The 25,839-nt window shown below is 63.5% G+C and carries 28 protein-coding genes; 14 read left to right on the top strand and 14 right to left on the bottom strand.

All coding sequences use genetic code 11. The features are described from left to right. Positions 1–29 precede the first annotated feature (29 nt). From V3587_RS25345 to V3587_RS25330, 4 genes are read left to right on the top strand one after another with little or no spacing between them, the layout of a single operon-like run. Positions 30–1,007, top strand: a complete 978-nt coding sequence (locus tag V3587_RS25345; protein WP_192712854.1) for a DUF4328 domain-containing protein — start codon at positions 30–32, stop codon at positions 1,005–1,007. Next, on the top strand, positions 1,004–1,768 hold the full coding sequence (locus V3587_RS25340; RefSeq protein ID WP_042920594.1) for a glycerophosphodiester phosphodiesterase: 765 nt from the start codon (positions 1,004–1,006) through the stop codon (positions 1,766–1,768). Before V3587_RS25345 ends, V3587_RS25340 begins: the two co-directional genes overlap by 4 nt. Positions 1,769–1,779: 11 nt before the next feature. Continuing rightward, positions 1,780–2,694, top strand: a complete 915-nt coding sequence (locus V3587_RS25335) for a DUF5926 family protein (RefSeq protein ID WP_003944127.1) — start codon at positions 1,780–1,782, stop codon at positions 2,692–2,694. A gap of 53 nt (positions 2,695–2,747) precedes the next feature. Next, positions 2,748–3,566 carry an alpha/beta fold hydrolase gene (locus tag V3587_RS25330; RefSeq protein WP_003944129.1) on the top strand — a complete coding sequence of 273 codons (819 nt, stop codon included), beginning with the start codon at positions 2,748–2,750 and terminating at the stop codon, positions 3,564–3,566. Here the strand turns inward: V3587_RS25330 and V3587_RS25325 are convergent. Both V3587_RS25325 and V3587_RS25320 read right to left on the bottom strand, forming a co-directional pair. Beyond that, complete coding sequence (locus tag V3587_RS25325; protein WP_030535839.1) at positions 3,563–4,108, bottom strand: ferritin; 546 nt, start codon at positions 4,106–4,108, stop codon at positions 3,563–3,565. The two genes, V3587_RS25330 and V3587_RS25325, sit on opposite strands and share 4 nt — an antisense overlap. 154 nt (positions 4,109–4,262) lie before the next feature. Beyond that, positions 4,263–5,189, bottom strand: coding sequence for a cation diffusion facilitator family transporter (locus V3587_RS25320; protein ID WP_007735998.1), 927 nt, complete (start codon positions 5,187–5,189; stop codon positions 4,263–4,265). A gap of 179 nt (positions 5,190–5,368) precedes the next feature. Between V3587_RS25320 and V3587_RS25315 the strand changes: the two genes are divergently transcribed. The 3 genes from V3587_RS25315 to V3587_RS25305 are packed head-to-tail and all read left to right on the top strand — an operon-like array spanning position 5,369 to position 7,330. Next, positions 5,369–5,998 (top strand): M23 family metallopeptidase, encoded by a 630-nt coding sequence (locus V3587_RS25315; protein ID WP_064113814.1) that lies wholly within the window; start codon positions 5,369–5,371, stop codon positions 5,996–5,998. 28 nt (positions 5,999–6,026) lie between these two features. After that, entirely contained in the window at positions 6,027–6,386 is a 360-nt protein-coding gene (locus tag V3587_RS25310; RefSeq protein ID WP_063315268.1) for a BlaI/MecI/CopY family transcriptional regulator, read from the top strand. Next, positions 6,383–7,330, top strand: coding sequence for a M56 family metallopeptidase (locus tag V3587_RS25305; protein ID WP_003944128.1), 948 nt, complete (start codon positions 6,383–6,385; stop codon positions 7,328–7,330). Before V3587_RS25310 ends, V3587_RS25305 begins: the two co-directional genes overlap by 4 nt. On the opposite strand, the gene V3587_RS25300 is transcribed toward V3587_RS25305, so the two are convergent. Continuing rightward, positions 7,331–7,975, bottom strand: a complete 645-nt coding sequence (locus tag V3587_RS25300; RefSeq protein ID WP_064113813.1) for a DsbA family protein — start codon at positions 7,973–7,975, stop codon at positions 7,331–7,333. 126 nt (positions 7,976–8,101) lie between these two features. Between V3587_RS25300 and V3587_RS25295 the strand changes: the two genes are divergently transcribed. Then, the gene (locus V3587_RS25295) at positions 8,102–9,043 is read left to right on the top strand and encodes a cytochrome c oxidase assembly protein (RefSeq protein WP_042920585.1); all 942 of its coding nucleotides are present in this window, start codon (positions 8,102–8,104) and stop codon (positions 9,041–9,043) included. A gap of 11 nt (positions 9,044–9,054) precedes the next feature. On the opposite strand, the gene V3587_RS25290 is transcribed toward V3587_RS25295, so the two are convergent. The 5 genes from V3587_RS25290 to V3587_RS25270 all read right to left on the bottom strand — a co-directional run bounded on the left by V3587_RS25290 (position 9,055) and on the right by V3587_RS25270 (position 13,215). Beyond that, on the bottom strand, positions 9,055–9,600 hold the full coding sequence (locus V3587_RS25290) for a ferritin (RefSeq protein WP_003944176.1): 546 nt from the start codon (positions 9,598–9,600) through the stop codon (positions 9,055–9,057). A gap of 37 nt (positions 9,601–9,637) precedes the next feature. After that, positions 9,638–10,108 (bottom strand): hypothetical protein, encoded by a 471-nt coding sequence (locus V3587_RS25285; RefSeq protein WP_042453189.1) that lies wholly within the window; start codon positions 10,106–10,108, stop codon positions 9,638–9,640. A 99-nt stretch (positions 10,109–10,207) separates the two neighbouring features. Beyond that, positions 10,208–11,443: an LCP family protein gene (locus V3587_RS25280; protein WP_007736010.1), complete on the bottom strand. Its 1,236-nt coding sequence runs from the start codon at positions 11,441–11,443 to the stop codon at positions 10,208–10,210. Between the two features lie 160 nt (positions 11,444–11,603). Beyond that, positions 11,604–12,425, bottom strand: a complete 822-nt coding sequence (locus V3587_RS25275) for a CPBP family intramembrane glutamic endopeptidase (protein WP_283377327.1) — start codon at positions 12,423–12,425, stop codon at positions 11,604–11,606. A gap of 10 nt (positions 12,426–12,435) precedes the next feature. Then, a complete protein-coding gene (locus tag V3587_RS25270) occupies positions 12,436–13,215 on the bottom strand; it encodes a DUF2470 domain-containing protein (RefSeq protein ID WP_283377326.1) in 780 nt (259 codons plus the stop codon). A gap of 139 nt (positions 13,216–13,354) precedes the next feature. Between V3587_RS25270 and V3587_RS25265 the strand changes: the two genes are divergently transcribed. The 3 genes from V3587_RS25265 to V3587_RS25255 are packed head-to-tail and all read left to right on the top strand — an operon-like array spanning position 13,355 to position 15,604. Then, complete coding sequence (locus V3587_RS25265) at positions 13,355–13,993, top strand: hypothetical protein (RefSeq protein WP_007736015.1); 639 nt, start codon at positions 13,355–13,357, stop codon at positions 13,991–13,993. 31 nt (positions 13,994–14,024) lie between these two features. Further along, the gene (gene pheA / locus V3587_RS25260) at positions 14,025–14,939 is read left to right on the top strand and encodes a prephenate dehydratase (protein WP_007736017.1); all 915 of its coding nucleotides are present in this window, start codon (positions 14,025–14,027) and stop codon (positions 14,937–14,939) included. Continuing rightward, positions 14,936–15,604, top strand: coding sequence for a histidine phosphatase family protein (locus tag V3587_RS25255; protein WP_007736019.1), 669 nt, complete (start codon positions 14,936–14,938; stop codon positions 15,602–15,604). The genes pheA and V3587_RS25255 overlap by 4 nt, the downstream gene beginning before the upstream one ends. A 9-nt stretch (positions 15,605–15,613) precedes the next feature. Here V3587_RS25255 and V3587_RS25250 read toward each other — a convergent pair whose 3' ends face one another. From V3587_RS25250 to V3587_RS25225, 6 genes are all read right to left on the bottom strand, one after another. Continuing rightward, positions 15,614–17,716: an acyltransferase family protein gene (locus V3587_RS25250; protein ID WP_283377325.1), complete on the bottom strand. Its 2,103-nt coding sequence runs from the start codon at positions 17,714–17,716 to the stop codon at positions 15,614–15,616. Between the two features lie 40 nt (positions 17,717–17,756). Further along, complete coding sequence (locus V3587_RS25245) at positions 17,757–18,575, bottom strand: ESX secretion-associated protein EspG (protein ID WP_283377324.1); 819 nt, start codon at positions 18,573–18,575, stop codon at positions 17,757–17,759. Continuing rightward, complete coding sequence (locus V3587_RS25240; RefSeq protein ID WP_283377323.1) at positions 18,575–19,828, bottom strand: PPE domain-containing protein; 1,254 nt, start codon at positions 19,826–19,828, stop codon at positions 18,575–18,577. The genes V3587_RS25245 and V3587_RS25240 overlap by 1 nt, the downstream gene beginning before the upstream one ends. 60 nt (positions 19,829–19,888) lie before the next feature. Beyond that, positions 19,889–20,188, bottom strand: a complete 300-nt coding sequence (locus V3587_RS25235; RefSeq protein ID WP_003945399.1) for a PE family protein — start codon at positions 20,186–20,188, stop codon at positions 19,889–19,891. A 135-nt stretch (positions 20,189–20,323) separates the two neighbouring features. Continuing rightward, a complete protein-coding gene (locus V3587_RS25230) occupies positions 20,324–20,674 on the bottom strand; it encodes a metallopeptidase family protein (protein ID WP_007736028.1) in 351 nt (116 codons plus the stop codon). 3 nt (positions 20,675–20,677) lie between these two features. Next, complete coding sequence (locus V3587_RS25225; protein WP_003945397.1) at positions 20,678–21,784, bottom strand: septum formation family protein; 1,107 nt, start codon at positions 21,782–21,784, stop codon at positions 20,678–20,680. Positions 21,785–21,854: 70 nt separating this feature from the next. Here V3587_RS25225 and V3587_RS25220 point away from each other — a divergent pair, with 70 nt between their 5' ends. The 3 genes from V3587_RS25220 to V3587_RS25210 all read left to right on the top strand — a co-directional run. Continuing rightward, positions 21,855–22,250 carry an ankyrin repeat domain-containing protein gene (locus tag V3587_RS25220; protein ID WP_003945404.1) on the top strand — a complete coding sequence of 132 codons (396 nt, stop codon included), beginning with the start codon at positions 21,855–21,857 and terminating at the stop codon, positions 22,248–22,250. A gap of 65 nt (positions 22,251–22,315) precedes the next feature. Further along, positions 22,316–23,569, top strand: a complete 1,254-nt coding sequence (serS, locus tag V3587_RS25215; protein ID WP_007736032.1) for a serine--tRNA ligase — start codon at positions 22,316–22,318, stop codon at positions 23,567–23,569. Positions 23,570–24,226: 657 nt separating this feature from the next. Next, the coding region (locus V3587_RS25210; protein WP_317829774.1) for an Ig-like domain-containing protein at positions 24,227–25,839 on the top strand (1,613 nt) is incomplete at its 3' end.

The following is a 25,839-nucleotide window of genomic DNA, read 5'->3' as shown; positions in this document are numbered from 1 at the left end:
TACCGATACGGCGTGACAGAATCGAAGTTGTGAGTGTCGTTCAGGTCTGCGCCCGGTGCGCCGCACGCTGGCCTGTCGTCGGCGGCCCGACGCAGTGGTGCCCGCGCTGCAGCGGCGTCCTGCTGATCCCCACCCGCACCGAGATCTACCAACCGCCCAACCGCCGTGGCTTCCGCTGGATCGCGCGCTCCCCGTCCGACCCCCGCGGCGTGGGGGACGCACCAGTGCGTCGTAGCTTCTCCACTCCGCGCTACGACGCTGTCCCGCAGTGGGGACTCCAGGACGTCGTCGACAACTCACCGGTGCCGCCCTCGCGAGCGGACCGGATGGCCGACCGAGTCGGGCCGTTGCTGACGCTCGCAACGATCCTCTACGGACTGGCAGTGTTCGCCGAACTGGGCAGATACGCGATCCTGGTCCGCAACCGCACCAGGCTGATCCCGCAGTCGCTGCTCACGGTCTCCGACGCCGCCGTGTACTTCACTCAGTTGGGTGGACTGCTGATCTCGGTCTTCGCGGCAATCGCCGCTGTGTGCTGGCTGCTTCGTCGGCGTCGTGAACACTTCGCAGGTGCCCGGGAATCCGATCCACGCACAGCGTCGGAAGTTGTCGTCGGCTGCGCTGTGCCGATCCTCAACCTGGTGATGCCGGCCGTTTATCTCTTCGAGTTGGTCCGCCGCGATCCGCGCGGAACCCTGCTGGTCAAGATCTGGTGGGGCTTCTGGGGATTCAGCGCTCTGCTGCTGGTGGTCAACGCGTACTGGCGATCACGCCCGGGGATTCAGGCAATGGCCGACGGGGTTCTGCTGAACGCTTTCATCGCACTGATCGCTGCCGTCACCGCGGCGTTGACACTCGTCGTGATCCGCCGGATCGAGCGCAAGAGCTGGCGCGGTGAACCGGAATCGGAAACCCGGTGGGTGCCAGTGCCGCGCTCGGTGCTGGAAGAGAAGACGGTGCTGGAAGAGAAGACGGTGCTGGACGAGAAGGAGACCGCTGCCCTGTGAGCCCAGATCGTCGAGGTCCACTCGTCGTTGCGCACCGAGGTGCGTCGGCTGCGCGGCCGGAGCACACCCTCGCCGCGTACGAACTGGCCCTCGAGGAGGGTGCGGACGGGCTCGAATGCGACGTCCGGCTCACCCGCGACGGACACCTGGTCTGCGTTCACGACCGCAAGGTCGACCGCACCTCCAGCGGGACGGGGATCGTCAGCGAGATGACGCTCGATTCGCTGACCGCTCTGGACTACGGGTCGACGAGCGAACCGGCCGAACTGCTGACTCTCTCCGATCTCATCACCCTCGCTCTGGATTTTGCGCGCCCGGTGAAGCTGTTCATCGAGACCAAGCACCCCGTGAGGTTCGGCGGATTGGTCGAAGCCAAACTCCTGGCGGAACTGCACCGCTTCGGGATCGCGTCACCGCCGTCGGCCGATCACTCGCGGGCAGTGGTCATGTCTTTCTCGGCGAGTGCGGTCTGGCGAGTGCGTCGTTCGGCACCGCTGCTGCCGACGGTCCTGCTCGGTGACGCGTCGCGGTACCTCGGCGGCGGTGCGTCGACGGCTGTGGGCGCTACTGCGATCGGGCCGTCGATCAAGGCGCTGCGCGAACATCCCGATCTGGTCGATCGGGCCGCCGCTGCGGGTCGCGCGACGTACTGCTGGACCGTCGACGACAAGGCGGATGTGGACCTGTGTCGTGAGCTCGGGGTCAGTTGGGTTGCCACCAACCATCCCGGGCGCACGAAGCAATGGCTGGGCAGCGTGTAGATTTTGCCCTCGTGGCCAAGAAGAGCAAAAGAAACAGTGGACCGAAGCAGGGCAGCGCACGCGCAGAGAAGCTGGCGGCACGCCAAGCAGAGCGTGAAGCCGCTGCCGGCGTAGTCAGCCGCCCGTTCGAGGGCCTTGCCGCCGAGTGCGATCTGGTCGCGCTGCGTGAATTCGTTCCGTCCGCCACGGCTCCGTTGCCGGTCATCGGCTCCGACCGTCCCGTCACGTTGGCAACGGTCCTCCCCGGCGCTGTTGCCGCACTCGTCCGCGACGAGGGCGAGACGGCCACCGGATTTGTCGGTGTCCAGGTTCAGGCGCACTCGGCCGACCTCGGCGCAGACCTCGCCGCTTCGGTGAACTGGATCAAGGACGCGGCCCCCGGCGACGCGCTTTCTGCCGCGAACCCCGATTCCGAGACCCCCGCTGTCACCGCTGTCGTCGATCCCTCGGCACTGCTCGACATCACCGTGCACCAGAACTTCAACTGGTGGATCCCCGAGGGCGTCGAAACCGATCCCGAGGTTGCCGCCACCGTGCAGCACGCCAACTCGGCGATCATGCCCTCTGCACGCCTCGAAGGCGACGGCCTCGTTGCCGCGTGGTGGGTCGACGCCGGCGAGAAGGCGCACCTGCGTTGGGTTCGTCCCGAGAGCGAAGACGACCTGATGCTCGCGCTGGCGCGCGTGCACGCGACCGGTGGACTGCATCTGGGTGAGGGCTCGCGCTACGCAGGCTCGTTCCGCACCCACGGCCTGTTGGTTCCCGTCTTCGACCTCGACCGCGAAAAGCATGCAAACGAGTGGGTAGCGGCAACCGTCGAGCTCGGTGAGCGTCTTGCCGAGGCTCTGGCCGTCGATGCTCCGCTGACCTCGGCCGAGCTTCGCTCGCGCGACGGACTTCGTGGTCGTCAGGTCACGCTGCGCTGATTTTTTCGCCCGAACTATAGGCGTTACGCGAAGTTACGGTTAATGTTGGTGACATGACCTTGTCGCATGACATCTCCGGTAGTGGTCCCACGCTTGTGCTCGTCCATGGCATCGTCCATCGACGGCAGGCGTGGGATTCGCTTTTGGACCAGCTGACGCCGTACCGCCGCGTCGTCACCGTCGACCTGCCGGGTCACGGAGAGTCGCTGCTGCCCGAACTCGGTCCGGACGTCATGGGACAGCTGATCGACGATGTCAGTGAGTTCGTCAAGGAAGTGACGCCGGCGGGGGAGCGTGCCCACGTCGCGGGAAACTCCCTCGGCGGCTGGATTGCCCTCTCGCTGGCAGCGCGCGGAGATGTCGCGTCGGCGACAGCTCTTTCGCCGGCCGGGTTCTTTGTCAATCACCTCGATCAGGTGCGAGCGATCAACACGTTCCGTGCACTGCGTGGCACGGCCAAGCTCATGGGTGACGGATTGCCACGCGCATTGCGGTACAAGCTGATTCGCTATCCGGCGCTCGCCGCGTTCTTCGCTCACCCGAGTCATGTCGGTTATGCAGCGGCGTTGGCCGACTGCCGTTCGCTCGTGTCGAACGAACTCGTCGATCTCGGTCTCGAGATGGACTTCGTGCTGCCGCCCATCGTGGATCCCACTGTGCCGGTGACGGTTGCGTGGGGTCGACGCGATCTCATCCTGCCCGTGTATCAGGCGCAGCGCGTGAAAAAGCCGTTCCCGCAGGCAAAGTTGATGGTTCTGCCCGGCCTTGGGCACGTACCGATGACAGATGCCCCCGAGCTGATCAGTTCGATCCTGCTGGCAGGAAGCGAACCGTTCGGCTCGAGGGCAAAATCCGTGAGTGCTGCAGGCTAGATGGTTCCGCCGGCTGCGCTCGGTGCACCGGTGGTGTCACCGACGGTGCTCATCTCGCGGGACACGAAGTCTTCGAGGTCGAACAGGTTGGCGCCTGCGCGGTCCGCGATGGTGAGAAGTGTTGTCATGCTTGCAACTTCCTCGACCTGCTCCTTGAGGAACCACTGCATGAACTGCTCGCCGAGGTAGTCGCCTTCTTCGCGGGCAGTGCTCGCGAGCTGGACGATTTGCTCGGTGACCGTCTTCTCCTGCGTCAGCGCGAGAGCGATGGGCTCGCGGGCATCCTTGAAGTCGGCCTTCGCGGCGTCGACGCCGGTGAGTTCGACATTGATGTCGCGATCGAGGAAATACTGAACGATCATCATGGCGTGGTTACGCTCTTCCACAGCCTGCTTGTAGAAGTGCTTTGCCAGCTGTGGCAGATCCGCATTGTCGAAGTAAACCGCTGTCGCGATGTACTGATGCGAAGCGTTGAACTCGTTGCGAATCTGGTCTCGGAGTAGTGCGTGGAATTTGGTCATGTGAGTCTCCCCAGAAGTCATGAATTCCAAGATAGTGCAGGTCAGAGGCCCTGTCATCCCAGTATGACCTTATTGTGGTAAGCGTTCCCAAACTAAAGAAGACCTAATTTTTCTTCGAATTCGGTGAGGTTATCGAGCCCGGTGAATTCGAATGTTTCATTTAGGAATGTCCATTTCACCAGGCGAGTTCCGCGCATTTACCGTCGCTTCCCTGTAGTTCCACCTGTACGGTGGCGTGCCCCAGTTCGAATACCTCGGCAAGCAAGGTTCGGGTTGCTGCGAGCACCGTTGTGGGATCGGCGTCACTGACCGCGGTGACGTGAACGGAAGCAACTTCCATCCCCGAGGTGAGTGTCCAGACGTGCAGATCGTGCGCGTCGACGACTCCCGGCAGAGCGTTGATCTTCTCGATGATCGAGGTGACGTCGATGCGGTCGGGAGCCTGCTGGAGGAGGATGCGAACGGCGTGGCGGCCCAGGTTGAAGGCACGTGGCAAGACGAAGAGGCCGATCGCGACGCCGATGACGGGGTCGGCGTAGCGCCAACCGAACGCGAGCGTGACCAAGCCGCTGACCAGGACGCCGATGGACCCGACCATGTCCGCCATGACTTCGAGGTAGGCGCCGCGGATGTTGATGCTTTCCTTCGCGCCGCTGCGCAGCATGAGGAAGGCGATGACGTTCATCGCCAGACCGACGACGGCGACTGTCGCGACGGGAAGGCCGGGAACCTCGGGCGGATCCGTGAAGCGGCTGGCGGCCTCGTAAAGCACCCACCCGGCGACTGCGAAGAGCAGGATCGCATTGGCCAGTGCCGCAAACACTTCCGTGCGGTACATGCCGAAAGTACGGTCGGGGCGCCGGGCGGCACGCTGTGCGACGAGGATCGCGGCGAGCGCCATGAAGATGCCGAAGATGTCTGTGAACACGTGCGCCGAGTCCGAGAGCAGGGCCAGTGACGAGGTGAAGAGGCCGACCGTCACCTGCAGCACGAAGGTCACCAACCCGAGGCCGGCGGCGATCCACAGTTTGTTGACATGCTTGCCGCTGTTGCTGGTCGCAGCCTCGGCGGGGGAGATTCCGTGCCCGTGTCCGTGTGACATCGAAGGTCCTTTCGTCGACGCCAGCCTATACACATATGCATATATGCGCAATAGTGCATGTTTTAAAAACTATGCAACATAGTTGTAAGGTGGCGGCGTAGACCTTCATTTGTCATCGACGCGAGGACCGAGAAGTGGGAAGACATCGAAAATCCGAGCCGATCAGACCCGGTGGGCGCATGGCCGCGGTTTCCGTGGCGACGGGTGCAATCCTCGCGTCCGGCACTTCCATCGGGCACGCGTCGCCGCCGTCGGTTGTAGTCGAGGATGCATCTGCGGTGTCGGCGCCGGAGATCCTCGACCTTGTCCGGTCGACGGATCTTGCCGGAATAGCCGAACAACTCGGCAAGACGCGACAGCTCGAATCCGAGCGAGCGGCGCTGGCGTACGAGGCCGAAAAGCCACAGGTGATGGCCCCCGTCAGCGGGACGATGACGTCCAACTTCGGTCCACGGTGGGGAACCACCCACTACGGTCTCGACATCGCGAACGCGATCGGAACGCCCATCGTGTCGGCGACCGACGGTGTGGTGCTCGAATCCGGTCCCGCCGCGGGATTCGGGCTCTGGGTCCGCATCCAGCAGGACGACGGGACCGTCGGCGTCTACGGACACATCAACGAGGCGCTCGTGGTTGCGGGTCAGAAGGTGCGGGCGGGTGAGTTGATCGCGACCGTGGGCAATCGTGGACAATCGACAGGACCACACCTGCACTACGAGGTGTGGCAATCTGACGGACAGAAGACCGATCCGCTCGTGTACCTGAATTCCCGGGGCGTGTCGTTCGGGGAGAAGACCACGGGCGACTGAAGTTCTGTCACGACGCGATGGAGGAGCAATGCAGGGGCTGGGCGGACTCGAAGCCGAGGTCATGGATGTGCTCTGGCAGTCCGACGACGCGCTCTCGGTCAAGGATCTGGTCGAGATCCTGGGTGAGCGTCGACAACTTGCGTACACCACGATCCTGACCGTCGTGACGCATCTCTTCGACAAGGGCTGGGTGAGTCGTGAGAAGAAGAGTCGCGCCTACTTCTATCGGCCGAGTCGCAGCCGTGAAGAGGCCACATCCAGAGCGCTGCGCGAATTGTTGGACAGCAGTTCCGATTCCGCTGCCGTGCTGTTGCACTTCGCCAAGACCATGACAGATGCCGAGAACGAGGCCCTGCGCCGGGGTCTTTCCGGGGAAGGTGTGCAATGACATTGGCGTTGCCGATGTTTCTCGGTGCGATGCTCGTGGGATTCCTGGTTCCGAGAGTGTTGCGAGCCGTTTCCTCGGCGTTGTCACCGGCGGTGCTGCTCGCGGCGTGGCTCGGCAGCATGGCGTCGGCTCTGTATCTCGCTCTCTCCGCGGTCTTGGTTCTGGTGTGGCCGAGCCACGCGCCGGTCGAGGGGCTGGTCGACGGTATCGCTCGGTGTTTCAGCGCCTTCGCGCACGGCACGAGTTCATGGGTGGGTGAACTGATCACCGGCACAGCCGTTGCTGTGGTGGGTGTGATCGCCGTTCGGATCGTGCTGGCCGGCCGCAAGCAGGCACGTGAGCACGCGAGGGTCCGAGATTTCCATCGTGATGTTCTCTCGATCGTCGCGCGCCGCGACAACTCGGAGTCCGACGTGTTGTGGTTGGATCATCCGCTGCCTATGGCGTACAGCGTCGCCGGAAAGCCTGGATTTGTTGTTGCGACGCAAGGCTTGTCATCCGCTCTCAGTGGAGGCGAGCGTGATGCTGTCCTCGCGCACGAGCGTGCACACCTGAGCGGCGGTCATCACCGAATTGTCGGTGCGTGCGAAGTCTTGGCCGCTGTTCTTCCGCGAGTGCCGTTGTTCGCGGCGGCACCCGCTGCCGTCGGCGCGATCGTCGAACTGTCGGCGGACAGACACGCCGCTCGCGTCACCAGCCCGGCTGCGGTGCGTTCCGCCCTTGCCGTGGTGTCGAAATCGCCGCTTCCTCAGCCGGACTGGAGCTTGAGCGATCGCGGCAGCGCGACCGCGGTGCGATTGAGTTCCCTGGTCGACGGCGACGTGGCGTCGCCTCGGCGACTGACCTGCGCGGTGGCGGCCTGTGCGCCGGCCGCTGTCACGACGGCCGTTGCCGCAGCCGTGACGGTGGCCGTCTCCGCGGGGATCTGCGCTGTTCTGACCTGATCATTCTCCCAAGGCCGAATCGATCTGGGCTTTCAACTGCTCGTAGCTCGGCATCTGGTCCAGCTTCACGTCGTTGAGGAACAGCGTCGGAGTACCTTGGACGCCGAGGCGTCGGCCTTCTTCGAAGTCGCGCTCGACCCGCTCGCGGACGCCGCGGCTGCCGAGGTCGGATTCGAATCGGGCCATGTCAAGTCCGAGATCTTGTGCGTAGGAACGGAACAGCGCCTCCTGTGATTCGGCGGATTCACCCCATTGCGACTGCGTCTCGTACATTTGCTTGTACATCTCGACGAATTTGCCCTGGCGAGATGCGGATTCGACGACCTGCGCCGCGAGAGTGCTGTTGGTGTGACTCGGAATCGGAAAGTATCTGATGCCGAACGTGATTCGACCCTCGTACTCCGCTCTGATCCGCTCCATCGTCGGGTACAGCGCGAAACAGGCTTCGCATTCGAAGTCGAGGAACTCGACCAGGTTCACCTTGCCGTCGGCGGCCGAGGTCAATCGGTACGCGTCGTCGGTGAGGACGGCGGTGGATTGTGCTGCCCGATCGGCGTTCTCGTTGTCTGCCCGAATCGGATCGACGGTGATGAACGTGATCAGTGCTACCGCGAACACCGCGATCAGGGCGGCGGATATCTTCATGCTTCTGGACACTGCTGTGCACCTGTACCTTCCGTCGAATTCCTAAATACTATCCAACATAGTAGTTAGGTGTAGAGTCGACGGTACCCGCATGGAGACGAAGGAGGACCCGCCGGTGAAGCGTTCGTGAATGACACGCCGCCGCCGTCGATCGGGCAGATGCTGGAGTGGGATACCTCATCCCTCCCGCTTCTTCCTGCCCTGGGAGTTGTTCTTGCACTCTGGTATTGGACTGGCGCTCAGCGAGTTCGCGCGAGTGGGCGACCGTGGCCGTGGCATCGGACAGCATGTTTCCTCGGTGGGTGCCTGCTGCTGATCGCGGTGACCGGACTGAAGGTCGAGAGCTACGGCTACGAACTCTTCAGCGTCTGGATGTTCCAACACCTGACGCTCTCGATGGCGATCCCGCCGCTCTGGGTACTGGGCTCGCCGGGACTGCTGCTACTACGTTCGACGCCGCACCGAGGAATAGGAAAAGGCATTCTCGCGCTTGCCCTCTCGGCATTGCGCAGCCCGCCGGCGCGGTGGATGCTGCACCCCGGGTTCACGATCCCGGTATTTCTGTTCAGCTACTACGGGATCTACCTGTCGCCGATCTTCGACACCGTCTCGGCGTTACCGGCTGGACACGTCTTTCTCGAGATCTTCTTTCTCGCCAGCGGTCTGCTATTCATCATGCCGGTGCTCGCCACCGGCCCACTGCCGGTGCGACAGAGCTACCTCGGCCGGTGTTTCGACCTGTTCGTGGAGATGCCGCTGCACGTGTTCATCGGCGTCGTACTCATGATGGCGACAAAGCCGCTGCTGACCACGTTCGTGGATCCGCCTCCCGAGTGGGGCGTGGACGTGATGCAGGATCAGCAGCTGGCGGGCGCCCTCGCGTGGTCGTACGGAGAGCCCGTCGCGCTGGTGGTGGTCGTGATCTTCGCGATGCGCTGGAACCGCGACGACAAACGGATGAATGCCGACCTGGACCGCCGCGCCGAGATCGACGGCGACAGTGATCTTGAGGCGTACAACAATTTCCTCAGATCACTGAACGCCGCCGAGCGGCCTGAGACTCGGTAGGCCGGTGGCCCTCAGACGCCGCCGCCGGCGGGCGTCGGCGCCATTGCGTCGGCAGCGGCCGGGGTGTTCATCTCGCGTGCGACAAACGTTTCGAGGTGGAACAGGTTGTCGCCGGCGCGGTCGACGATGGTGAGAAGTGTTGTCATGCTTGCCACTTCCTCGACCTGTTCCTTGAGGAACCACTGCATGAACTGCTCGCCCAGGTAGTCGCCGGTATCGCGCGCGGTGCGTGCCAGCTGCGTGATCTGCTCCGTGACCGTCTTCTCCTGCTCGAGTGCCAACTCGACCGGAGCCCGGACACTGTCGAACTTCGTCACGACGTCGTCGATGCCCGGAACGTCCACGTCGAGGTCGTTGTCGAGCAGGTACTGGATCATCATCATCGCGTGACCGCGTTCCTCGGTGGCCTGGCTGTAGAAGCGCGCGGCCATCTGCGGAAGATCGTGTGCATCGAAGTACACCGCTACCGCGATGTACTGCTGCGATGCAGTGAACTCGTTACGGATCTGCTGACGCAGCAGAGTGGTGAATTCGCTCGAGTTCTTCGCCTGTGTCATCCCAACAGGTTACTGGGTCGTCGCCGCTGAGAGGGAGCTACTTCTTGTCGAGCTGATCGATGACGAAGCCCACAGTTTCCGGTCGGTACCCGTAGACGAACGAGTCCTTTTCGCCGACGTACCAATCGCCGCACTGAAAAGAACTGCCCTTCTCGACCCCCGTCGGCCACCACTGTGCGGACAACGATGCGGGACGAGTTTCGACGGTGGGTCGTGCGATGCAGCTGTTGTGATCTATCTCCGCGATGTTCGCAGTCATTCGCAGGATGCGTTCGTTGCCGGTGGTGCGGATGACCTCGTCGATACCCGTTGCGCCGGCGGGAACCCAACTCGGCAGTGTGTCGATTCCGTTGGATGCTTGTGCAAAAGAGAAGGTTTCGGTTTTCTTGTACGCCTTGGAGTCGTCGAACTTCTCGAAGGTTCCGGAGCAGGACGTCACGAGTGCAGCAGCTCCGACGGCGGCGGCAACGACGGCGAGAGTGCGGAATCGGCGGTGTGTTGTGTTCATACCTTCACGGTATTTTTCGGCCGCCGATTCCGCGTCCTGCCGGAAAGCGATTTGTTCGCCGGGCTTGTCCTCCCGCGGTACTACCGGAACTCAGGGCGATTACCCCGTGGTGATCAGATCCTGTGGAATCTGCTGATCGTTGGCCAGGGCGTCGAAGAACTGCGAAGCGCGCGCCTTGTCCCACAACAACACGTTGCCCGAACCGTCCACGTCCTCGAAACCGGCGACCGGAACCGTCGTGGTGGTCATCCCGCCGCGAAGCGCCCAGGCGAGTGAGGCCAGATTCCAGATGTGATCGCCTTCGTCGACCTGTAGAGATTTGGCGGTATCGGAGACGAGTGGCCACAACCGGAACGGATTGAGGAACGTGGTCGGACTCGTCGCCTTCGACAGCAACGCCGACATGAACTGGCGCTGGTTGTTCATGCGGTCGAGGTCGGCGAGCGCCGTCGCGCGAGTTCGCACGAACCCGAGTGCGTCCGAACCCTTCAAGTCCTGGCATCCGGCGGGGAGGTTGATCCCGGCCAGCGGATCGTCGATCGGCTGTGCCAGGCACACGTTGACGCCACCGACGGCGTCGACGATGCCGGCGAACCCGCTGAATCCGATCTCGGCGTAGTGGTCGATGCGAAGCCCCGTTGCCTCTTCGACGGTCTGCACCAGCAATGGAGCGCCACCGAAGGCGAAGGCGGCGTTGATCTTGTCCGACCCGTAGCCGGGAATCGGAACGTACGAATCGCGAGGGATGCTGACCATGGTCGTCTTCCCACTTTTGGGGACGTGGACCAAGATGACCGTGTCAGTGCGCTTGGGGCCGGTGTCACCGCCCGTCGCAAGGGCTTGCTCCTGCTCGGGGGTGAGCCCCTCACGACTGTCGGAGCCGACGATCAGCCAGTTCGTGCCCGGAGTATCGGCGACGCGTCCCGCGTAGTCGGGCAGCGCGTCGATTCGATTGAGCGAACTGTCGACGTAGTAGATCGCGCCGGCCAGCGCGAGCAGCAAGACCAACAACGTGATGCCGATACGTTTACCCCAGCTACGACGCTTGCGGGGGCGTCGCTGCTTCGGAGGTTCTGGAGGGCGCGGCGGGGCGTTCGGCGGGGTTCGGCGCGGCGGTGCGGGCGCGTACTTCGCCTGGCGCTGCGGATCCTGACGCGGCGGCCCCTGCCTGCGCGGGTCGTCCTGAAACGGTTGCGGGCGCTGGGTCGGCGCCCAGTCCTCACGCCTGGGCTGCTGCGGCGCTTGTGGTGGGACCTGTGACCAGGCCTGATTGGCCGGATTCTGCTGCTGCGGGCGTCCGTCGCGGCGAATGACCGTCGGCCCTTCCGGCGGCATCGGTGGACGCCGCTGCGGGGGTGGGCCCTGACGGGGTGGATTCTGGCGTGGAGGGTTCTGCCTCGGAGGCATCGGTCCACGCGGAGGTGGCCCTGGCGGCTGGCGCCGCGGAGGGCGCTGAGGATATTCGGAGTCGCCGGTCACCAGTTCACGGTACCGGTCACGGCAGCCAGGAGACGTGATCGCGCAGGAGGGCGTAACCGATGAACGCCACCATGTCGATGAGAGCGTGGGCGATGACCAGCGGCCAGAGTTTCCCGGTGCGCTGCCAGTACCGGCCGAACACGAGCCCCATGATCACGTTTCCGACGCCGCCACCGAATCCCTGATAGAGGTGGTAACTGCCGCGCAGGAGTGACGACGCGAGCAGTGATTTGTTCTCGCTCCAACCCAGCGTTCGGAGGCGAGTGATCAGGTAGGCGACGACCAGCACCTCTTCGGCACCGGAGTTTGCGATCGCGGACAGTACGAGGATCGGCACCCGCCACCAGTGATCGTCGAGCGCACTGGCCTGGACGGTGAGGTTGATGCTCAGTGCCTGAGCCACGAGATAGAACAGCAGACCGGGGAGACCGATCACAGCGGCGAGGCCGAATCCCGGTGCTATGTCGCGCCCGAATCGAGGCTTGGGGGTCAGTCCCGCAGCACGTGGACCGATCCCCGAACGCCACAGTAGATAGAGTCCCAGCGCTGCCCACGCGAGAAGCTTTGCGACGCCCAGCAATTGGCGCGCCAGGTCGATCCAGTCGATGGTGGCCCGCGACGGGTTGAGTGCAACCGTCTGATCCGAGAGCGCAACCGGCGTCGCCAAGGATTCGGCGAGCGAGAGGATCCCGGACAATCCGCTGAGTCCGAAGGTGACCAGCAGGACGATCGTGATCTCGATCCAGACTCCGCGTCTGGCGGCCGGATCGAGGGCCGGGCCGGCCGGGACGGGAGTCGGCGGCCGTAACCAGGTGCGGACGGTTTCGCGGGCATTCACCCGCGCAACGCTAGCCGTTTGATGCGCCGCCCGATCGGAGGCCGTTGAGGAAAGGGCACCCGACCAGCATGCGGATGGCGCGGCTCAGCGCGGGAGCGTCGTCGACGGGGTTGGCGAACGGCATCCACACGTCGCGGTCACCTGTGTGATCCTCGACCCGCAGGCGAAGTCCGTAGCGGTCGATGCCGACTGGGCGAACGCGTCCGGTGCGCATGTACGGGGGAAGCTTGCGCACGAGCAGGTCCACGAGGTCGCGGTGGTCTTCGTCGAGATGCTGCAGCCATGCGGTCTCCATTTCCCAGAAGGGATCGGGGCTGGCGTTCAGCAGTTCGTCCACGGCGACGGGTTCTGCCCCCGTTGAATCAGCGACTACAGCCGAGGCCAGGCTCAAGCGAAGGAGGACCGAGGTGTGGCCGATGTCGAGGAGCCCCGGGTGTGGATGTTCGGATGCGACGTCGTCGGCGAGAACGCGTGCCTCGTAGTCGGGCACGGCGTGCAACGAGCCGCGAAGCCACACGAGGGAGCGCACGGGCTCACGCAGCCGCAGTGGTGCGTGATCGGTGATCTCGAGGACGGCAGGCAGGCCGCCGCCGCCGGAGTTCCAGGCCAGAGCCGCAGCAGCGGAGGCATGTGGGACTGCAACGACGACGTCACCGTTCGAACGCAGGTGATGCACCGACGTGACGGTGGGATCGCTGCCTTCGATGGCGAGAACTGCGTCTTGTGCGCGCACACAGGCGCTGCGGACGCGTTCGGCGGTGGACGGGCCGGTGCTGGTCTTCGTTGCCATGCTGCCCCCTTGGCGGGTGTTCTCTCGAACTCCATCGGATGATTAGGTAAACCTAACCTAAGGCACTTCGGTGTGAATCGCAAGACTTTTGCGCAACTCGCGTGGAATCCGCCGCCTGCGCCGGGGTTACGGTTTGTCTGTGGCCATTCCTCTCTCACTCGGGCTGCCCGCCCCGAGAAACTCGCGCGGACTCCTCGAAGCACTCTTTCTCCCGGTTGTTCCGGCGTCGGTTCTGATCGGTGGCGAAGCAGCAGGCCGGGTTGTCGTCCGTCTCGATATCGATCCGGAAGAACTGCGTGCGGACACGGAAGCGTCGTACGAGGCCGTCCGATTCGACGTCGACGTCACCACCGACCAGATCGACGACGCGATCGCGCTGCGCCTGCCCGCTCCGCTCGCTGTGTATGTCGACGGCGGCGAAGAGGATCTGACACCCGCCGAAGCGGCGCTGCGTCTGTGCGAAGGTGGCCGGATCCCCGGACTCGCCGCCGGTCTTACGCCCACCGAAGTGGCTGATTTCCTGGCGGTACTCGCGCACGAGTCCGTCGGTTTCGTAGCCCGCGCGGCCGACGGCGACGAGGTGATCGCCCTGCTGTGTGGCACCGTCGCTGCACTGCGCGGCGACGACGTGCGCGCCGCGATGGTCGATCCGAAGCCGGAAAAACTTGCCGCGCTGATCCCCGAAGCCGCGTCGGCCATGCGTGAGGTGCTGCTCACGATCGAGGTCGCGGATCTGCCTGCAGTGGAAACGGCTTTGCGTGCCGCGGGTTTGCAGTGACCGGCGTGGGTCGGTGCGTAATCTTTTAGGCGTGCCAAGAATCGCGTATTTCGGTCCGTCGGGAACCTTCACGGAGATAGCTCTCGCCCAGTTGGAGGCTGAGGGCGCGTTCGGCGAAACCGTCGAGCGAGTACCGGCCGGCAGTCCGCCGGCGACTCTCGACATGGTTCGCGACGGTTCCGTGGACGGAGCCGTGGTTCCCTTCGAGAACTCGGTGGAAGGCGGCGTAGCTCCGACGCTCGATTCACTCGCTCTCGGTTCGCCGCTGCAGATCGTCGCCGAAACCGATCTGGACGTGAGTTTCTCCATCCTGGTTCGGGCCGGGACCACCGCCGATCAGGTCCGAACGATCGGCGCGTACCCGCATGCGGGCGCGCAGGTCCGCGGATGGATCGCCGAGAACCTGCCCCAGGCCGAGGTGGTGTTGGCCTCGTCCAACGCCGGTGCGGCCCTGGATGTGCAGGCCGGAACCGTCGACGCCGGTGTGTCCACGGCTTTGGCCGGTCAGATGCTCGGACTCGAGAGCCTGGCGGACAACGTCGCCGATGTAGGCGGCGCCCGCACACGTTTCGTGTTGGTCACCAAGCCGGCCCCGGTTCCGGCGCGGACCGGTGCCGATCGCACCGCGCTGGTGCTTCACCTCGACAACGCTCCCGGCTCCCTGGTGCGTGCACTCTCCGAATTCGCCGCTCGCGGTATCGATCTGACTCGGATCGAATCACGGCCGATGCGAACGGAATTGGGCACGTACCGGTTCTTCGTGGACTGCGTCGGACACGTCGAGGACTCGCTGGTGGCCGAGGCGATGCGTGCGCTGCATCGTAAATCCGGAGTCCGCTTCCTGGGGTCGTGGGCGACAGCGAATTCGACCGGGCCACAACCTCCTTCGGACGAAGAAGCGATTCGGTGGATCGACGAACTCAAGCATGGAGGGGGAGAACGATGACCGGAAGGCTCATCCTCGTTCGGCACGGTCAGACGGAGGCGAATGTCGCCAAACGTCTCGACACCGCACTACCCGGAGCAAAGCTCACGCCGGAAGGGTTGGCGCAGGCCGAGACTTTGGGCATCGGCCTGGCTTCGGCGCCGCCGCTGGCACTCGTATCGTCGTTGGCTTTGCGTGCCCGGCAGACAGCAGGTTTCGTGGAGCAGGCCGCCGGTGTCTCTCTGGACGTGCGGGACGGATTGCACGAGGTGCAGGCCGGTGACCTCGAAGATCGTACCGACGAGGCCGCGCACCGACTGTTCATGGAGACGTTCCATCACTGGCACACCGGCAACCTCGGCGCTCGCATCCCCGGTGGTGAAACGGGATACGACGTCCTGGAGCGGTACGTCCCCGTCGTCAATTCGTTGCGCGAAGAATTTCTCGAAGGCTCACGAGACGGCGGCGACATCGTCGTGGTCAGTCATGGTGCGGCGATCCGTCTTGTCGCAGCCCAGCTTGCCGGTGTCCCCGGTCTGTTCGCAGCCAACAACCACTTGGCCAACACCGAGACCGTCGAACTGTTGCCTTCGGTCGACGGCGGTTGGGAGTGCCTGCGCTGGGGAACCGTCAACCCGCCGTTCGAGCACCGACTCATCCCCGGTGCCGACGACGTGATGGGCTGACGGCCGGCTTCACCACCAACCGGTCTGGACGCTCAGTTGGCGCCCGAGTTCAGCGGACAGCGTGCTCACGTAGCTGGCTGTCAGGTGGTGGGAATCGTGATACACCAACACATTTCCCTCCACGACGCGGCACAACTCCGGTCCGCAGACGCCGTCGCTAAGGTCGAGTAGACGGACGTTGGTCAGATCGCCGATCGCCGACGGCGCCGGATTGACGTCGCTGAGCATTTCGGACCGTGGCATCGCGCAGTGATCGGGTGACGTGGTTGTCGCCAGACAGTCGATCGCGCGGTAGGCGACGCCGTCGTGGTGCAACCACGGGGTATCGCGGATGGCGAGCACGTCGATACCGTCGCGCCCCAGTTCCTCCCACACGTGTACGTAAGACTCGGGCGTCACGTCGCCAGGGCCGTCGGAACTCGGCCTGGTTGCCGTCGTGAACACGAAATCGGGTGAGGCGTCGGCCAACTCGGTCAGCACTCCACGCGACCAGTCGACGCAATCCGGATAGTCGTTGTCCGACAACGTCTGCATGGAGTCGATGGTGAGCGGGCAGCCCATCTTCAGATACGTGTCGACGCGGAACCCGTGACTCTTGCCGAGTTCGTCGAGCGCAGTGAGCCAGTGCTCGGAGTGCGAACCACCCGCGAGCGCGATGGTTCTGTCTGCGTCGGCGTCGCCGTAGGTGCAGTGGACGACGTCCCGCTCGAGAAAATCGGCGATACAGCCGTCGAGCGTACTGGCCGGAAGGTCCAGTGGCGCATCGAAGATCGAGGGAACCATCGACGCCTTAGGTACTTCGGCACCGTCGGTGAGCGCGAGTGCGCCGGGATGGGTCGGGAGGTCGAGGGTGTCGACTGCCCGCTGGCCCGTCGTCTGGCTGCTCGCGTACGACTGCCAGGCGACCGAAGCGGCGAGGACCACGGCAGCGGTGACGACGCAAGCCAGGACGGTGTACCGGCGCGAGCGGCCTCCGCGCTCCACCGGAACCTCGACCAGGCGCCGGAGTGCAAGCGCCCCCGCGACGGAGAGGGCGATGATCAGTGCCCCGCCGAGCAGGCCGGCTTCGGGGCGTCCGGTGATCACGAGTGCAAACACCAGAATCGGCCAGTGAATCAGGTACAGCGCGAATGCGAACGAGCCGAGCCACGTCAGTGCCGGATGGGCAAGAGTCTTCGACGTCCAAGGCGTGTCGTCGCCGACTCCGGACAGGATCAGCGCAAGAGTGGCCAGCACCGGCACCAGCGCCCACGGGCCGGGGAACTGCTGGGCGCCGTCGAGCACTATGCCGCACAACAGGATCGACGAAAGCCCCGCCCAGCCGATCGTTGCTCTGACCGAGAACGGCAGGGATGCGATCTGCCGACTGCGTGTGCTGGTCATCAGAACGGCCAGCAGACCACCGAGGGCCAATTCCCACAACCTGGCGCCGGAGTCGTAGTACGCCCAGGCTTGGTGACGCGAAGATTTGGCGAGTGCGTAGAGAAAAGATCCTGCGGTCAGAACCAGAAGGGTGACCGCGAGTGACGGGCGGAAATAGTTGGGATTCACGCGTGAAGCGACATAAGCGATCACGGAGACCAGTGCGATGGCCAGGAGATAGAACTGACCTTGTACGGCCATCGACCACAGGTGCTGCAGGGGAGTGACCGAGCCGTCGGCGGCCAGGTAGTCGCTTGCGGTGCTGGCGAGCTGCCAGTTCTGGAAGAACCCGAGCACCGCGATCAGTTGATCGCCCAGATCGGCCCAGCGTGTGCGTGGCAGCAGCAACGCGGTCCCCAGTGCGGTCAAAATGCTGACCACCGCGATCAGGGGGAACAGCCGCAGAAACACCCGCCGCAGGGCCGGGACCGGGTTGAGTGAACCCCCGGCTTCGGCGCGTCGAACCAGTGAGCCGACGAAGAAGTATCCGGACAGAACCAGGAAGACGTCCACCCCGCCCGATACCCGTCCGAACCAGACGTGGAATACGACCACCAAACCGATGGCGAGGCCACGCAGTCCGTTCAGGTCTTGTCGGTGCGGTGTTGTTGCCCGTTCTTCGTTCGGCCGGTCGATCGTGGCGACCGAGCCTTGTTCGCCCGGTGACGACGGTTGACGCGAGAACTGCATGCTGAAGTAAGGCTCCGGGCGTTGAAGGGACGCCCCGAGGTTACCCGGAAGTCTCCGGCGCCGATTCCTCGAGTTCCGTTACCAGAGCGTTCACGGCTTGTCGGAGGCGATGGGATGTTCCGGAACTGATGGACGTCCATTCGGTGCCGTCGGCGGCCCGAGTGGTCGAACCGACCAGCCGACCCGACAAGGTGTCGTACACAGTCACTGCGCCGGTCATGAGCGTCGTCGCTCCCAAACTGTGTGGTATTCCGACCAATTCGGCGAAGGCGGTGCATGTGACGATTGCGCCACCCAGTTGGCGCGCGTCGTCTTCGGGTATTCCGGCGTTGATCAAGGCCGAGGTTACGCTGCCTGCATCCGGGCCGGCGCCGAATGCCAGGCTGAGCATCTCGGTCGGTGCGTTGATCACGGCAATCGGCATTGCTTCGGCGCTGCCGAGCGCGGTGACAACGGGTGCAGTCGGTTCGGCGGTGACGCTGCACAATGCGAACGAAGAATCGGTTGAAGTCGCTTCGACACAAAGGAACTCGCCCTGTGCGACGCAGAGGCGTGAAATCCTTCCACCGACATGCCGACGCAGCGCCAACTCCCATTTGGGGTGGGTCAGGACGCGCAGGCGGGCACTGAGGTCGTGATGGATCTCCCCGCCGGGGAGGAGATCGCGCTCGGAGAGTGAATCTGCCGCGGACTGCATCGCCGTACGGTGAGCGCTCGCACTGCCGTGAACCGTCGCACCACCGAGAACCACGGGAAGCGCATCGAGTCCGAGTCGCTCACGTACATAGTCGATTTCGTCCTGTGACAGGGCGACGACAGGTAAATTCCACCCCTCAGGTGAGGTGCCGAGGTCCACCATCAATGCTCTGCAGTTTCGAGTGCGCCACCGATCACGGACGGGATGACTGTTCGGCCGTCGGCGAAGTGCTCGAAGTGCTTCAGGTAATCGGGTGTGTCGTGCTCGGTCTCGTCTTCAGATTGGGCCGCATGACGGCCGCCGGCGATCGGCGCAGATCCGCCTGCGGTTCGGGCCGGATCCACCCTGACGGTATCTGTGGTGCCCTGAACCGGCGAGGTCACGGGGTTCTGGCGCGTGGCGCTCTGGCCGGTGGAGGGATCAGGAAGAGCGTGCCGACCGGTGCTGCTGCTCGACGACGAGCCCGCGATTGCTCCGGTTCCGGTAGTCGCGGAAGCTGCGCTGACCTGTGCCGGTGCCCGGCTTGCCGACGGGGTGCCGAACAGTGATGGTGTGGAAGCGCCGAGTCTTGCGCCGCCGAGTCCCGCGCCGCCCAGTCCGGTGAGTCCTGCTCCTGCCGTCGCGAGAGCTGATGCGGCAGTGGTGGCGCCTGTGACTGCGGTGGTGGTGGCGCTGGCTGCGGTGGCAACTCCACCGGAGATGGCACCGGCTTGTGAGGCAGCGGCGGCAAATACCGGGTTGGAAACTACGGATGCGACAGCAGCGGTGGCGGCGCGCACGGGATCCGCGATTGCGTCAGCGAGCGTGGATGCCGCTTGCACGACGGACTGTCGTGCGGCGCTGCCTGGGCTTTCGGCCGAAGCGGATGCCCCAGCTGTGGGTTCCGCGATGGACGGTGGTGAGTCGAAGTTCTGCTGCACGGCCAGATGGGCCGTTGCGGCGTCGTACGTTTCCATCGTCACCGCCGCTCGAATTTTGAGAGCTTCTTCGGCAGCCTCGGCGGCAGCGGCACCGCCGACCAAGGCACCGCCGATGGAGTACGCGGCGACCTTGGCCGCTTGAACTGCTGCAATCTCGGCCAGGGACGGCATGGCGAGGGTGGCAACCGTGTACGAACCGGACTGCACCTGGGCCTTACCTGCAGTTTCTCCCGCGAGCAACGCGGCAGCAGCAGCCCATTCCTGAAACGGCGCGAACTTACTCAATGCGGCATCCGCTGCTTCTCCGGACCACCCGGTGCGAAGATCCGCCATCACGCGAGAGATGGACGCAGCGGTGTCGGTCAGTCCGGACGACACGGTGGACCAGGCTCCGGCCGCCACGCCGAGAGGGACCGGCCCGGCTCCGGCGACCAGTGCTGCGGAGTTGGGTGCTGCGCCCCGTGGATACCAGATGACGCCGGTGATGCCGACCATTGTTCTTCCCCCCAGGAAGTGTGACTGTGTTGCCGAGTTACCGAGCTCGATTTCTGTCGATCAGATCGGTGCGGCTGCCAGGCTGGACTTGGTGAGCTGGTCTTCGAGCTCGTAGGCAGCTGCATTCTTGCGCAGAGCTGCCGCAGCCGCGGTGAGCTCCTCGATTGCCCGATCGGTGGACGAGGCAAGGCTGCCCGAGATGGTGTTGAAGTAATTTGCCGCGCTACCGGACACTTCTTCGGATCCCGCTGGGAGAACGCGTAGCGTCGGCTGCGCAGTAGAGACGATTCCGCGCAATCGCGTCGCCGCGGACTCGAGTTCCATTGCGGCGGCAACTAGGGCTTGAGGGTCGACGTGCATAGTGCCGAACTCCTTCCTGACCAGGGCGGATAAGTGGTCGGGAGGCCGTGCGCACAGCCGTCGATATCCCCCCCGCACATACTTTGATGCATACCGCCCGCTTTTGGTTCCCCCCGAAATCGGACGACTTTGCCTTCAGCCCCAGCCGAGTTCGTGCAATCTGTCTTCTTCGATGCCGAAGTAGTGCGCGATCTCGTGGATGACGGTCACGGCAACCTCGTGAACAACCTCGTCCTCGGATGCGCAGATGTCGAGTATCGAATCGCGGAAAATAGTGACCGTGTCCGGCAGGTACCCACCGTAATGAGAATCCCGCTCGGTCAGAGCGACGCCCTGATACAAACCGAGCAGCCCCGGTTCTTCCTCGTCACGTGCTTCGACAAGCACCACGACATTGTCGATTGCCTTGGCAAGTTCGGGCGGAATCAGATCGAGCGCCTCGCCGACCAGTTCCTCGAACCGGTCGGGCGTCATAGTTACCGTCATGGCTTACGACGGCGGAGCTGCGCCGGGCAACGGCGTCGGCAACGACCGACCTTCCGGTGCAGCGGGTGGCGGGACCGGAGCGGCGCCGTTGATCAGGATGTCGCCCTTGGCGCTTCCGGTGATCGCGGCAAACCCGCCGGTTTCGACCTCTTTGCCGATCGAACAATTGACTCGGCGGCTGCCGGCCAACCAGCTTTCCAGTGAAATGTTGTCCCAGAACAGTGTCAGCGTCTTGTCGCGAAGCGCGTCTGCGGAACCAAGGTACTCGTTGGACGCCTGAGTGCAGACGCCCTCGAGATAGCGGTCCTGATCTTCGACCGACGGCATTGCGCCCGGGAATTGAGTGCCGAGGTCTATCACCGAAATAACCTCGTATGCATGCGGTTTCGCGCAATCGACCGGATCGGTGGGGAGGTTCTGGTTGATGCCGATGCACGTGCCGACGTCCCACACGTTCGACTGGTCCTGGTCCGCCACGCGGCCAACGAACGGTTGTAGCTCGCCGGTCGTGGTCGAGAACTGCAACCCGCAACGCAGTGCGCGCTCGCCCGAAGCCCAACCCGATTCACTCGGGAACATCAAGCCGACGCTGAACTTGCCCTTGGGATCGAATTTCGAATCGAGGTAGGACATGACGATGGGTGTGCAGTGCTCGTCGCGTAGTTCGGCGAATCGAAGGGCGCCCGGGTACCGGGAACCGGGGCCGAACTCGGCACCCGGGAACACCGAGAGGTCGAGTGGTCCGGCTACCTCGAAGCGGTGTTCAGTTCCGCACTGAACCTTCGACATGTCCGTGCGGTCTCCGCCCGACTCGGTCGCAGGCGTCCAGTTGAGACAGTCGCCGGCCGCAGCCGCGGTGAAGGCGTCGTCGCGAGTAGATCCCGTCGCTGCGGGACCGCCACCACTGACACTGACCGAGGACGAGTCGTCCTTGTTCAATCCACCGGAAATCGCGATCGTTGCGATCGCGGCGACCACCGCACCTACCGCCACGGCAGCCAGGACCCGACGGGTGCGACTCGCGGAGACAGTTTTCTTCGCCGGCGTCCCCTGGGGATCTGCCGGATCTGGCGACTTCTCGATCTTGTCTTCGGACATCGATTCCATCATGCCTGTTGCCGTGGCGATATCGAACCTTCACTACAAAACTCACAATCGCGTCTGTGAGTATTTTGTAGTAATGAGCGAAAACACCCCACTCGATCCCGAGGCTGTCGAGCTGGCGGGCCGGCTCTTCGACATGGCACGAACCGGTGATGCAGCCGGGCTGGCGTCGTACGTCGATGCCGGAGTTCCCGTCAATCTGACCAACGAGAGTGGCGACACGCTCGTCATGTTGGCGGCGTACCACGGTCACGCTGACGCCGTCGTTGCCCTGATCGAGCGCGGCGCCGACGTCAACCGGCCCAACGACAAGAACCAGACGCCCCTTGCCGGGGCGGTCTTCAAGGGCGAGGATGCGGTGGTGAAAGCGCTGGTGAGCGGGGGAGCCGACCCGAAAGGTGGACACCCGACGGCGGTCGACGCGGCTCGGATGTTCGGACGCGAGGACTACCTGAGTCTGCTCGAATCGTGATCTCTCCCTCTCCGACGTGGACGTGACCGTCGGAGAGCTGCAGTGAGTGGGTAAAGTTCGAAGTCGTGATTGACCTCAAGTTTCTCCGTGAGAACCCCGAAATCGTCCGCGAGTCGCAGCGCACCCGTGGAGAAGATCCAGGACTGGTCGACGCTCTGCTCGAAGCCGACGCGTCCCGACGCGCTGCCGTTCTGACCGGAGACAACCTCCGTGCAGAGCAGAAGGCCTTCGGCAAGAAGGTCGGACAGGCATCTCCGGAGGAGCGTCCCGCACTGCTCGAAGGTTCCAAGGAACTGGCGGCAAAGGTCAAGGAAGCCGAGGCCGCGCAGCACGAGGCGCAGGCCGCGCTCGACGCCGCACACCGCGCGATTTCCAACGTCGTACAAGAAGGTGCGCCGGCGGGCGGCGAGGACGATTACATCGTTCTCGAACACGTCGGTGAGATTCCGAAGTTCGACTTCGAGCCGAAGGATCACCTCGAGCTGGGCGAGTCGCTCGGCCTGATCGACATGGAACGCGGCGCCAAGGTTTCGGGTTCGCGCTTCTACTTCATGACCGGCTACGGGGCCATGCTCCAGCTCGGACTGCTGCAGTTGGCTGCGCAGAAGGCGATCGCCAACGGATTCACGATGATGATTCCGCCGGTGCTCGTACGCCCGGAAATCATGGCCGGTACCGGCTTCCTCGGTGCTCACTCGGACGAGATCTACCACTTGCAGGATGACGACCTGTACCTCGTCGGAACTTCCGAGGTACCCATGGCCGGCTACCACTCGGGCGAGATCCTCGAACTGAACGAAGGCCCGAAGCGCTACGCCGGTTGGTCCTCGTGCTTCCGCCGCGAGGCCGGAAGCTACGGCAAGGACACCCGCGGCATCATCCGTGTCCATCAGTTCGACAAGGTCGAGATGTTCACGTACTGCCGTCCCGAGGACGCCGACGCCGAACACCAGCGTCTCCTAGGGTGGGAGCGAGACATGTTGGCAGCCATCGACGTTCCGTACCGCGTGATCGACGTCGCCGGCGGAGACCTCGGTTCTTCGGCTGCGCGTAAGTTCGACTGCGAGGCATGGGTCCCGACGCAGGGCACTTACCGCGAGCTGACATCGACGTCCAACTGCACGACGTTCCAGGCCCGCCGCCTCGGAGTTCGGTACCGCGACGAGAACGGCAAGCCGCAGACGGCCGCCACTCTCAACGGCACCTTGGCTACGACGCGCTGGATCGTGTCGATTCTCGAGAACCATCAGCAGGCCGACGGCTCGGTGCGAGTGCCCGAGGCATTGGTGCCGTTTGTCGGCACGGATGTGCTTCGCTGACACGCTGAACCAACACAATCAGGGCCGCGACGGACTCCGTCGCGGCCCTTTTCGTACTTTCGTACTGGTAGGTTTGGAACTTTTTCTGAACTGACGAAATATCAACTTTTTCCCGCCGATTGGCGCGGTGACCACCAAAAGCGTTGTCGATGGGCCGCTTTGGCGATAGTTTTGCGTTCAATCGAGTTTCCATACCCTGCTTTTCCATCCCGCGTCTGGTGATACGAGGGTGAGTCCGGGGTGAATTGGACAAGTGTCTTGCCAAAAGTAGTACACGTACTAGTTTTTTCGTTATGTTGTGACGGCGCGCACACGTTTTGTCCGAATCCACTGCTCATGTTTGCCCTTCCGAAGGAAGTGCCCATGCCCCAAATCTCTCAGTTGCGGCGATTCGCCGTGCCCATAACCGGAACCGCCATGGTCGCCGGAATGCTGCTGGTCGGGTCCCCAGCCTCAGCAGTTCAAAGCCAATTCAACTTCTCTACCTCTTGCCAGGCGAAAGCACTCATCACTGTCGACAAAGTGACTACGAGTTTTGTCACCGTGGATGCCCCCACATCAGTTGCTCCGGGTGAAACCTTCACTATCCGAATGCAATCCAATGGACAGTCTTTTCCGAACTCGGATTCGGGCGCCACAACAACCAATTTGTCGCGCTTGAAGAACGATTTCGATGTCCCGGCAAATGCCACCTTCATCAGTGCGGCGATCGTGCCCGGAACCTCGTTCAACTTGGAGAACGTCGCTCCCAGTGTCATCCGCATCAACGAGGCTGGAAGCCCTGACGCGGCGGGTCCATATCTCCGAATCTCGGGTAACAACGAGGTGATCGGAAACAGTCCCAGTACCAGCACGAACAGTGAGGGTGGGATCCGCGCACCCAAGACGAAAAAGAACCTCGACGGGAGCACCAACACCAACGGTGACAGTTGGTTCAGGATGCCTGCAATCGATATTACGATGATCGCCGGCGCATCCGGTGTGATTCAGCCGAAGGTCAGAACTGCCGGTGACGCTGCTACATACGGCAACGACAAAAATTTCAATACACAGCTTGCAAAAGCGAGTCTCCTCGGCACGCAATGGGCTCCGACCAGATGCACGCCTCGAGATGCGAAGGGTAGCGCTCTCAACGCTGGTGCAGGTCCACTCGCGACGATCAGCATTGCTTCGGCTCCGGTGGATGTCGAGACCACGACGTCACTCTCGGTTCCGGCTACTGCCATCACAGGTACGGCGGTTGATCTGACGGCGACGGTTGCTCCGAACAATGCTGTCGGTACGGTGCAGTTCAAGTCGAATGGCGCTGCGATCGGTTCGCCGGTGACGGTGACTGGTGGTGTTGCGACTCTGTCGCACGCGTTCGATGTTGCTGGTGCGCAGAGTGTTACGGCTGACTTCACTGCTGGTGCAGGGTTTGTGAGTTCGTCGGCGCCTGCTCAGACGGTGACCGTTTCTGATCCGGCTCCGGTGGATGTCGAGACGACGACGTCACTCTCGGTTCCGGCGACTGCCGTCACGGGTACGGCGGTTGATCTGACGGCGACGGTTGCTCCGAATACTGCTGTCGGTACGGTGCAGTTCAAGTCGAATGGCGCTGCGATCGGTTCCCCGGTCACGGTGAGTGGCGGTGTTGCGACTCTGTCGCACGCGTTCGATGTTGCTGGTGCGCAGAGTGTTACGGCTGACTTCACTGCTGGTGCTGGCTTTGTGAGTTCGTCGGCGCCGGCTCAGACGGTGACCGTTTCTGATCCGGCTCCGGTGGATGTGGAGACCACGACGTCACTCTCGGTTCCGGCGACGGCGATCACGGGTACGGCTGTTGATCTGACCGCTACCGTGGCTCCGAATACTGCTGTCGGTACGGTGCAGTTCAAGTCGAACGGCACTGCAATCGGCACTCCGGTCACGGTGACTGGTGGTGTTGCGACATTGAGCCATGCGTTCGATACTGCTGGCGCTCAGAGTGTTACGGCTGACTTCACCGCTGGTGCAGGCTTCGTGAGTTCGTCGGCGCCTGCTCAGACGGTGACGGTGTCCGATCCGGCTCCGGTGGATGTGGAGACCACGACGGCGCTCTCGGTTCCGGCTACGGCGATCACGGGTACGGCTGTTGATCTGACCGCTACCGTGGCTCCGAACAACGCTGTCGGTACGGTGCAGTTCAAGTCGAACGGCACTGCAATCGGTTCCCCGGTCACGGTGACTGGTGGTGTTGCGACATTGAGCCATGCGTTCGATACTGCTGGCGCTCAGAGTGTTACGGCTGA

The organism is Rhodococcus sp. IEGM 1306 (genome assembly GCF_036541985.1).
In the GTDB taxonomy this organism is placed as follows: domain Bacteria; phylum Actinomycetota; class Actinomycetes; order Mycobacteriales; family Mycobacteriaceae; genus Rhodococcus_F; species Rhodococcus_F qingshengii.
The sequence above is the reverse complement of the archived record's forward strand: the minus strand, read 5'-3'. Positions and strand labels throughout refer to the sequence as shown.

Bases quoted from the DNA above. Each gene is read 5' to 3' on its own strand.
- V3587_RS25305 (WP_003944128.1), top strand. From the start codon at position 6,383: ATGACATTGGCGTTGCCGATGTTTCTCGGTGCGATGCTCGTGGGATTC.
- V3587_RS25235 (WP_003945399.1), bottom strand. From the start codon at position 20,188: ATGCACGTCGACCCTCAAGCCCTAGTTGCCGCCGCAATGGAACTCGAG.
- V3587_RS25220 (WP_003945404.1), top strand. From the start codon at position 21,855: ATGAGCGAAAACACCCCACTCGATCCCGAGGCTGTCGAGCTGGCGGGC.
- V3587_RS25315 (WP_064113814.1), top strand. From the start codon at position 5,369: ATGGCCGCGGTTTCCGTGGCGACGGGTGCAATCCTCGCGTCCGGCACT.
- V3587_RS25245 (WP_283377324.1), bottom strand. From the start codon at position 18,575: ATGGTGGACCTCGGCACCTCACCTGAGGGGTGGAATTTACCTGTCGTC.
- V3587_RS25230 (WP_007736028.1), bottom strand. From the start codon at position 20,674: ATGACGGTAACTATGACGCCCGACCGGTTCGAGGAACTGGTCGGCGAG.
- V3587_RS25290 (WP_003944176.1), bottom strand. From the start codon at position 9,600: ATGACACAGGCGAAGAACTCGAGCGAATTCACCACTCTGCTGCGTCAG.
- V3587_RS25320 (WP_007735998.1), bottom strand. From the start codon at position 5,189: ATGTCACACGGACACGGGCACGGAATCTCCCCCGCCGAGGCTGCGACC.
- V3587_RS25225 (WP_003945397.1), bottom strand. From the start codon at position 21,784: ATGATGGAATCGATGTCCGAAGACAAGATCGAGAAGTCGCCAGATCCG.
- V3587_RS25255 (WP_007736019.1), top strand. From the start codon at position 14,936: ATGACCGGAAGGCTCATCCTCGTTCGGCACGGTCAGACGGAGGCGAAT.
- V3587_RS25310 (WP_063315268.1), top strand. From the start codon at position 6,027: ATGCAGGGGCTGGGCGGACTCGAAGCCGAGGTCATGGATGTGCTCTGG.
- V3587_RS25270 (WP_283377326.1), bottom strand. From the start codon at position 13,215: ATGGCAACGAAGACCAGCACCGGCCCGTCCACCGCCGAACGCGTCCGC.
- V3587_RS25240 (WP_283377323.1), bottom strand. From the start codon at position 19,828: ATGGTCGGCATCACCGGCGTCATCTGGTATCCACGGGGCGCAGCACCC.
- V3587_RS25280 (WP_007736010.1), bottom strand. From the start codon at position 11,443: ATGCCGCCGGAAGGGCCGACGGTCATTCGCCGCGACGGACGCCCGCAG.
- V3587_RS25250 (WP_283377325.1), bottom strand. From the start codon at position 17,716: ATGCAGTTCTCGCGTCAACCGTCGTCACCGGGCGAACAAGGCTCGGTC.
- V3587_RS25285 (WP_042453189.1), bottom strand. From the start codon at position 10,108: ATGAACACAACACACCGCCGATTCCGCACTCTCGCCGTCGTTGCCGCC.
- V3587_RS25330 (WP_003944129.1), top strand. From the start codon at position 2,748: ATGACCTTGTCGCATGACATCTCCGGTAGTGGTCCCACGCTTGTGCTC.
- V3587_RS25325 (WP_030535839.1), bottom strand. From the start codon at position 4,108: ATGACTTCTGGGGAGACTCACATGACCAAATTCCACGCACTACTCCGA.
- V3587_RS25300 (WP_064113813.1), bottom strand. From the start codon at position 7,975: ATGAAGATATCCGCCGCCCTGATCGCGGTGTTCGCGGTAGCACTGATC.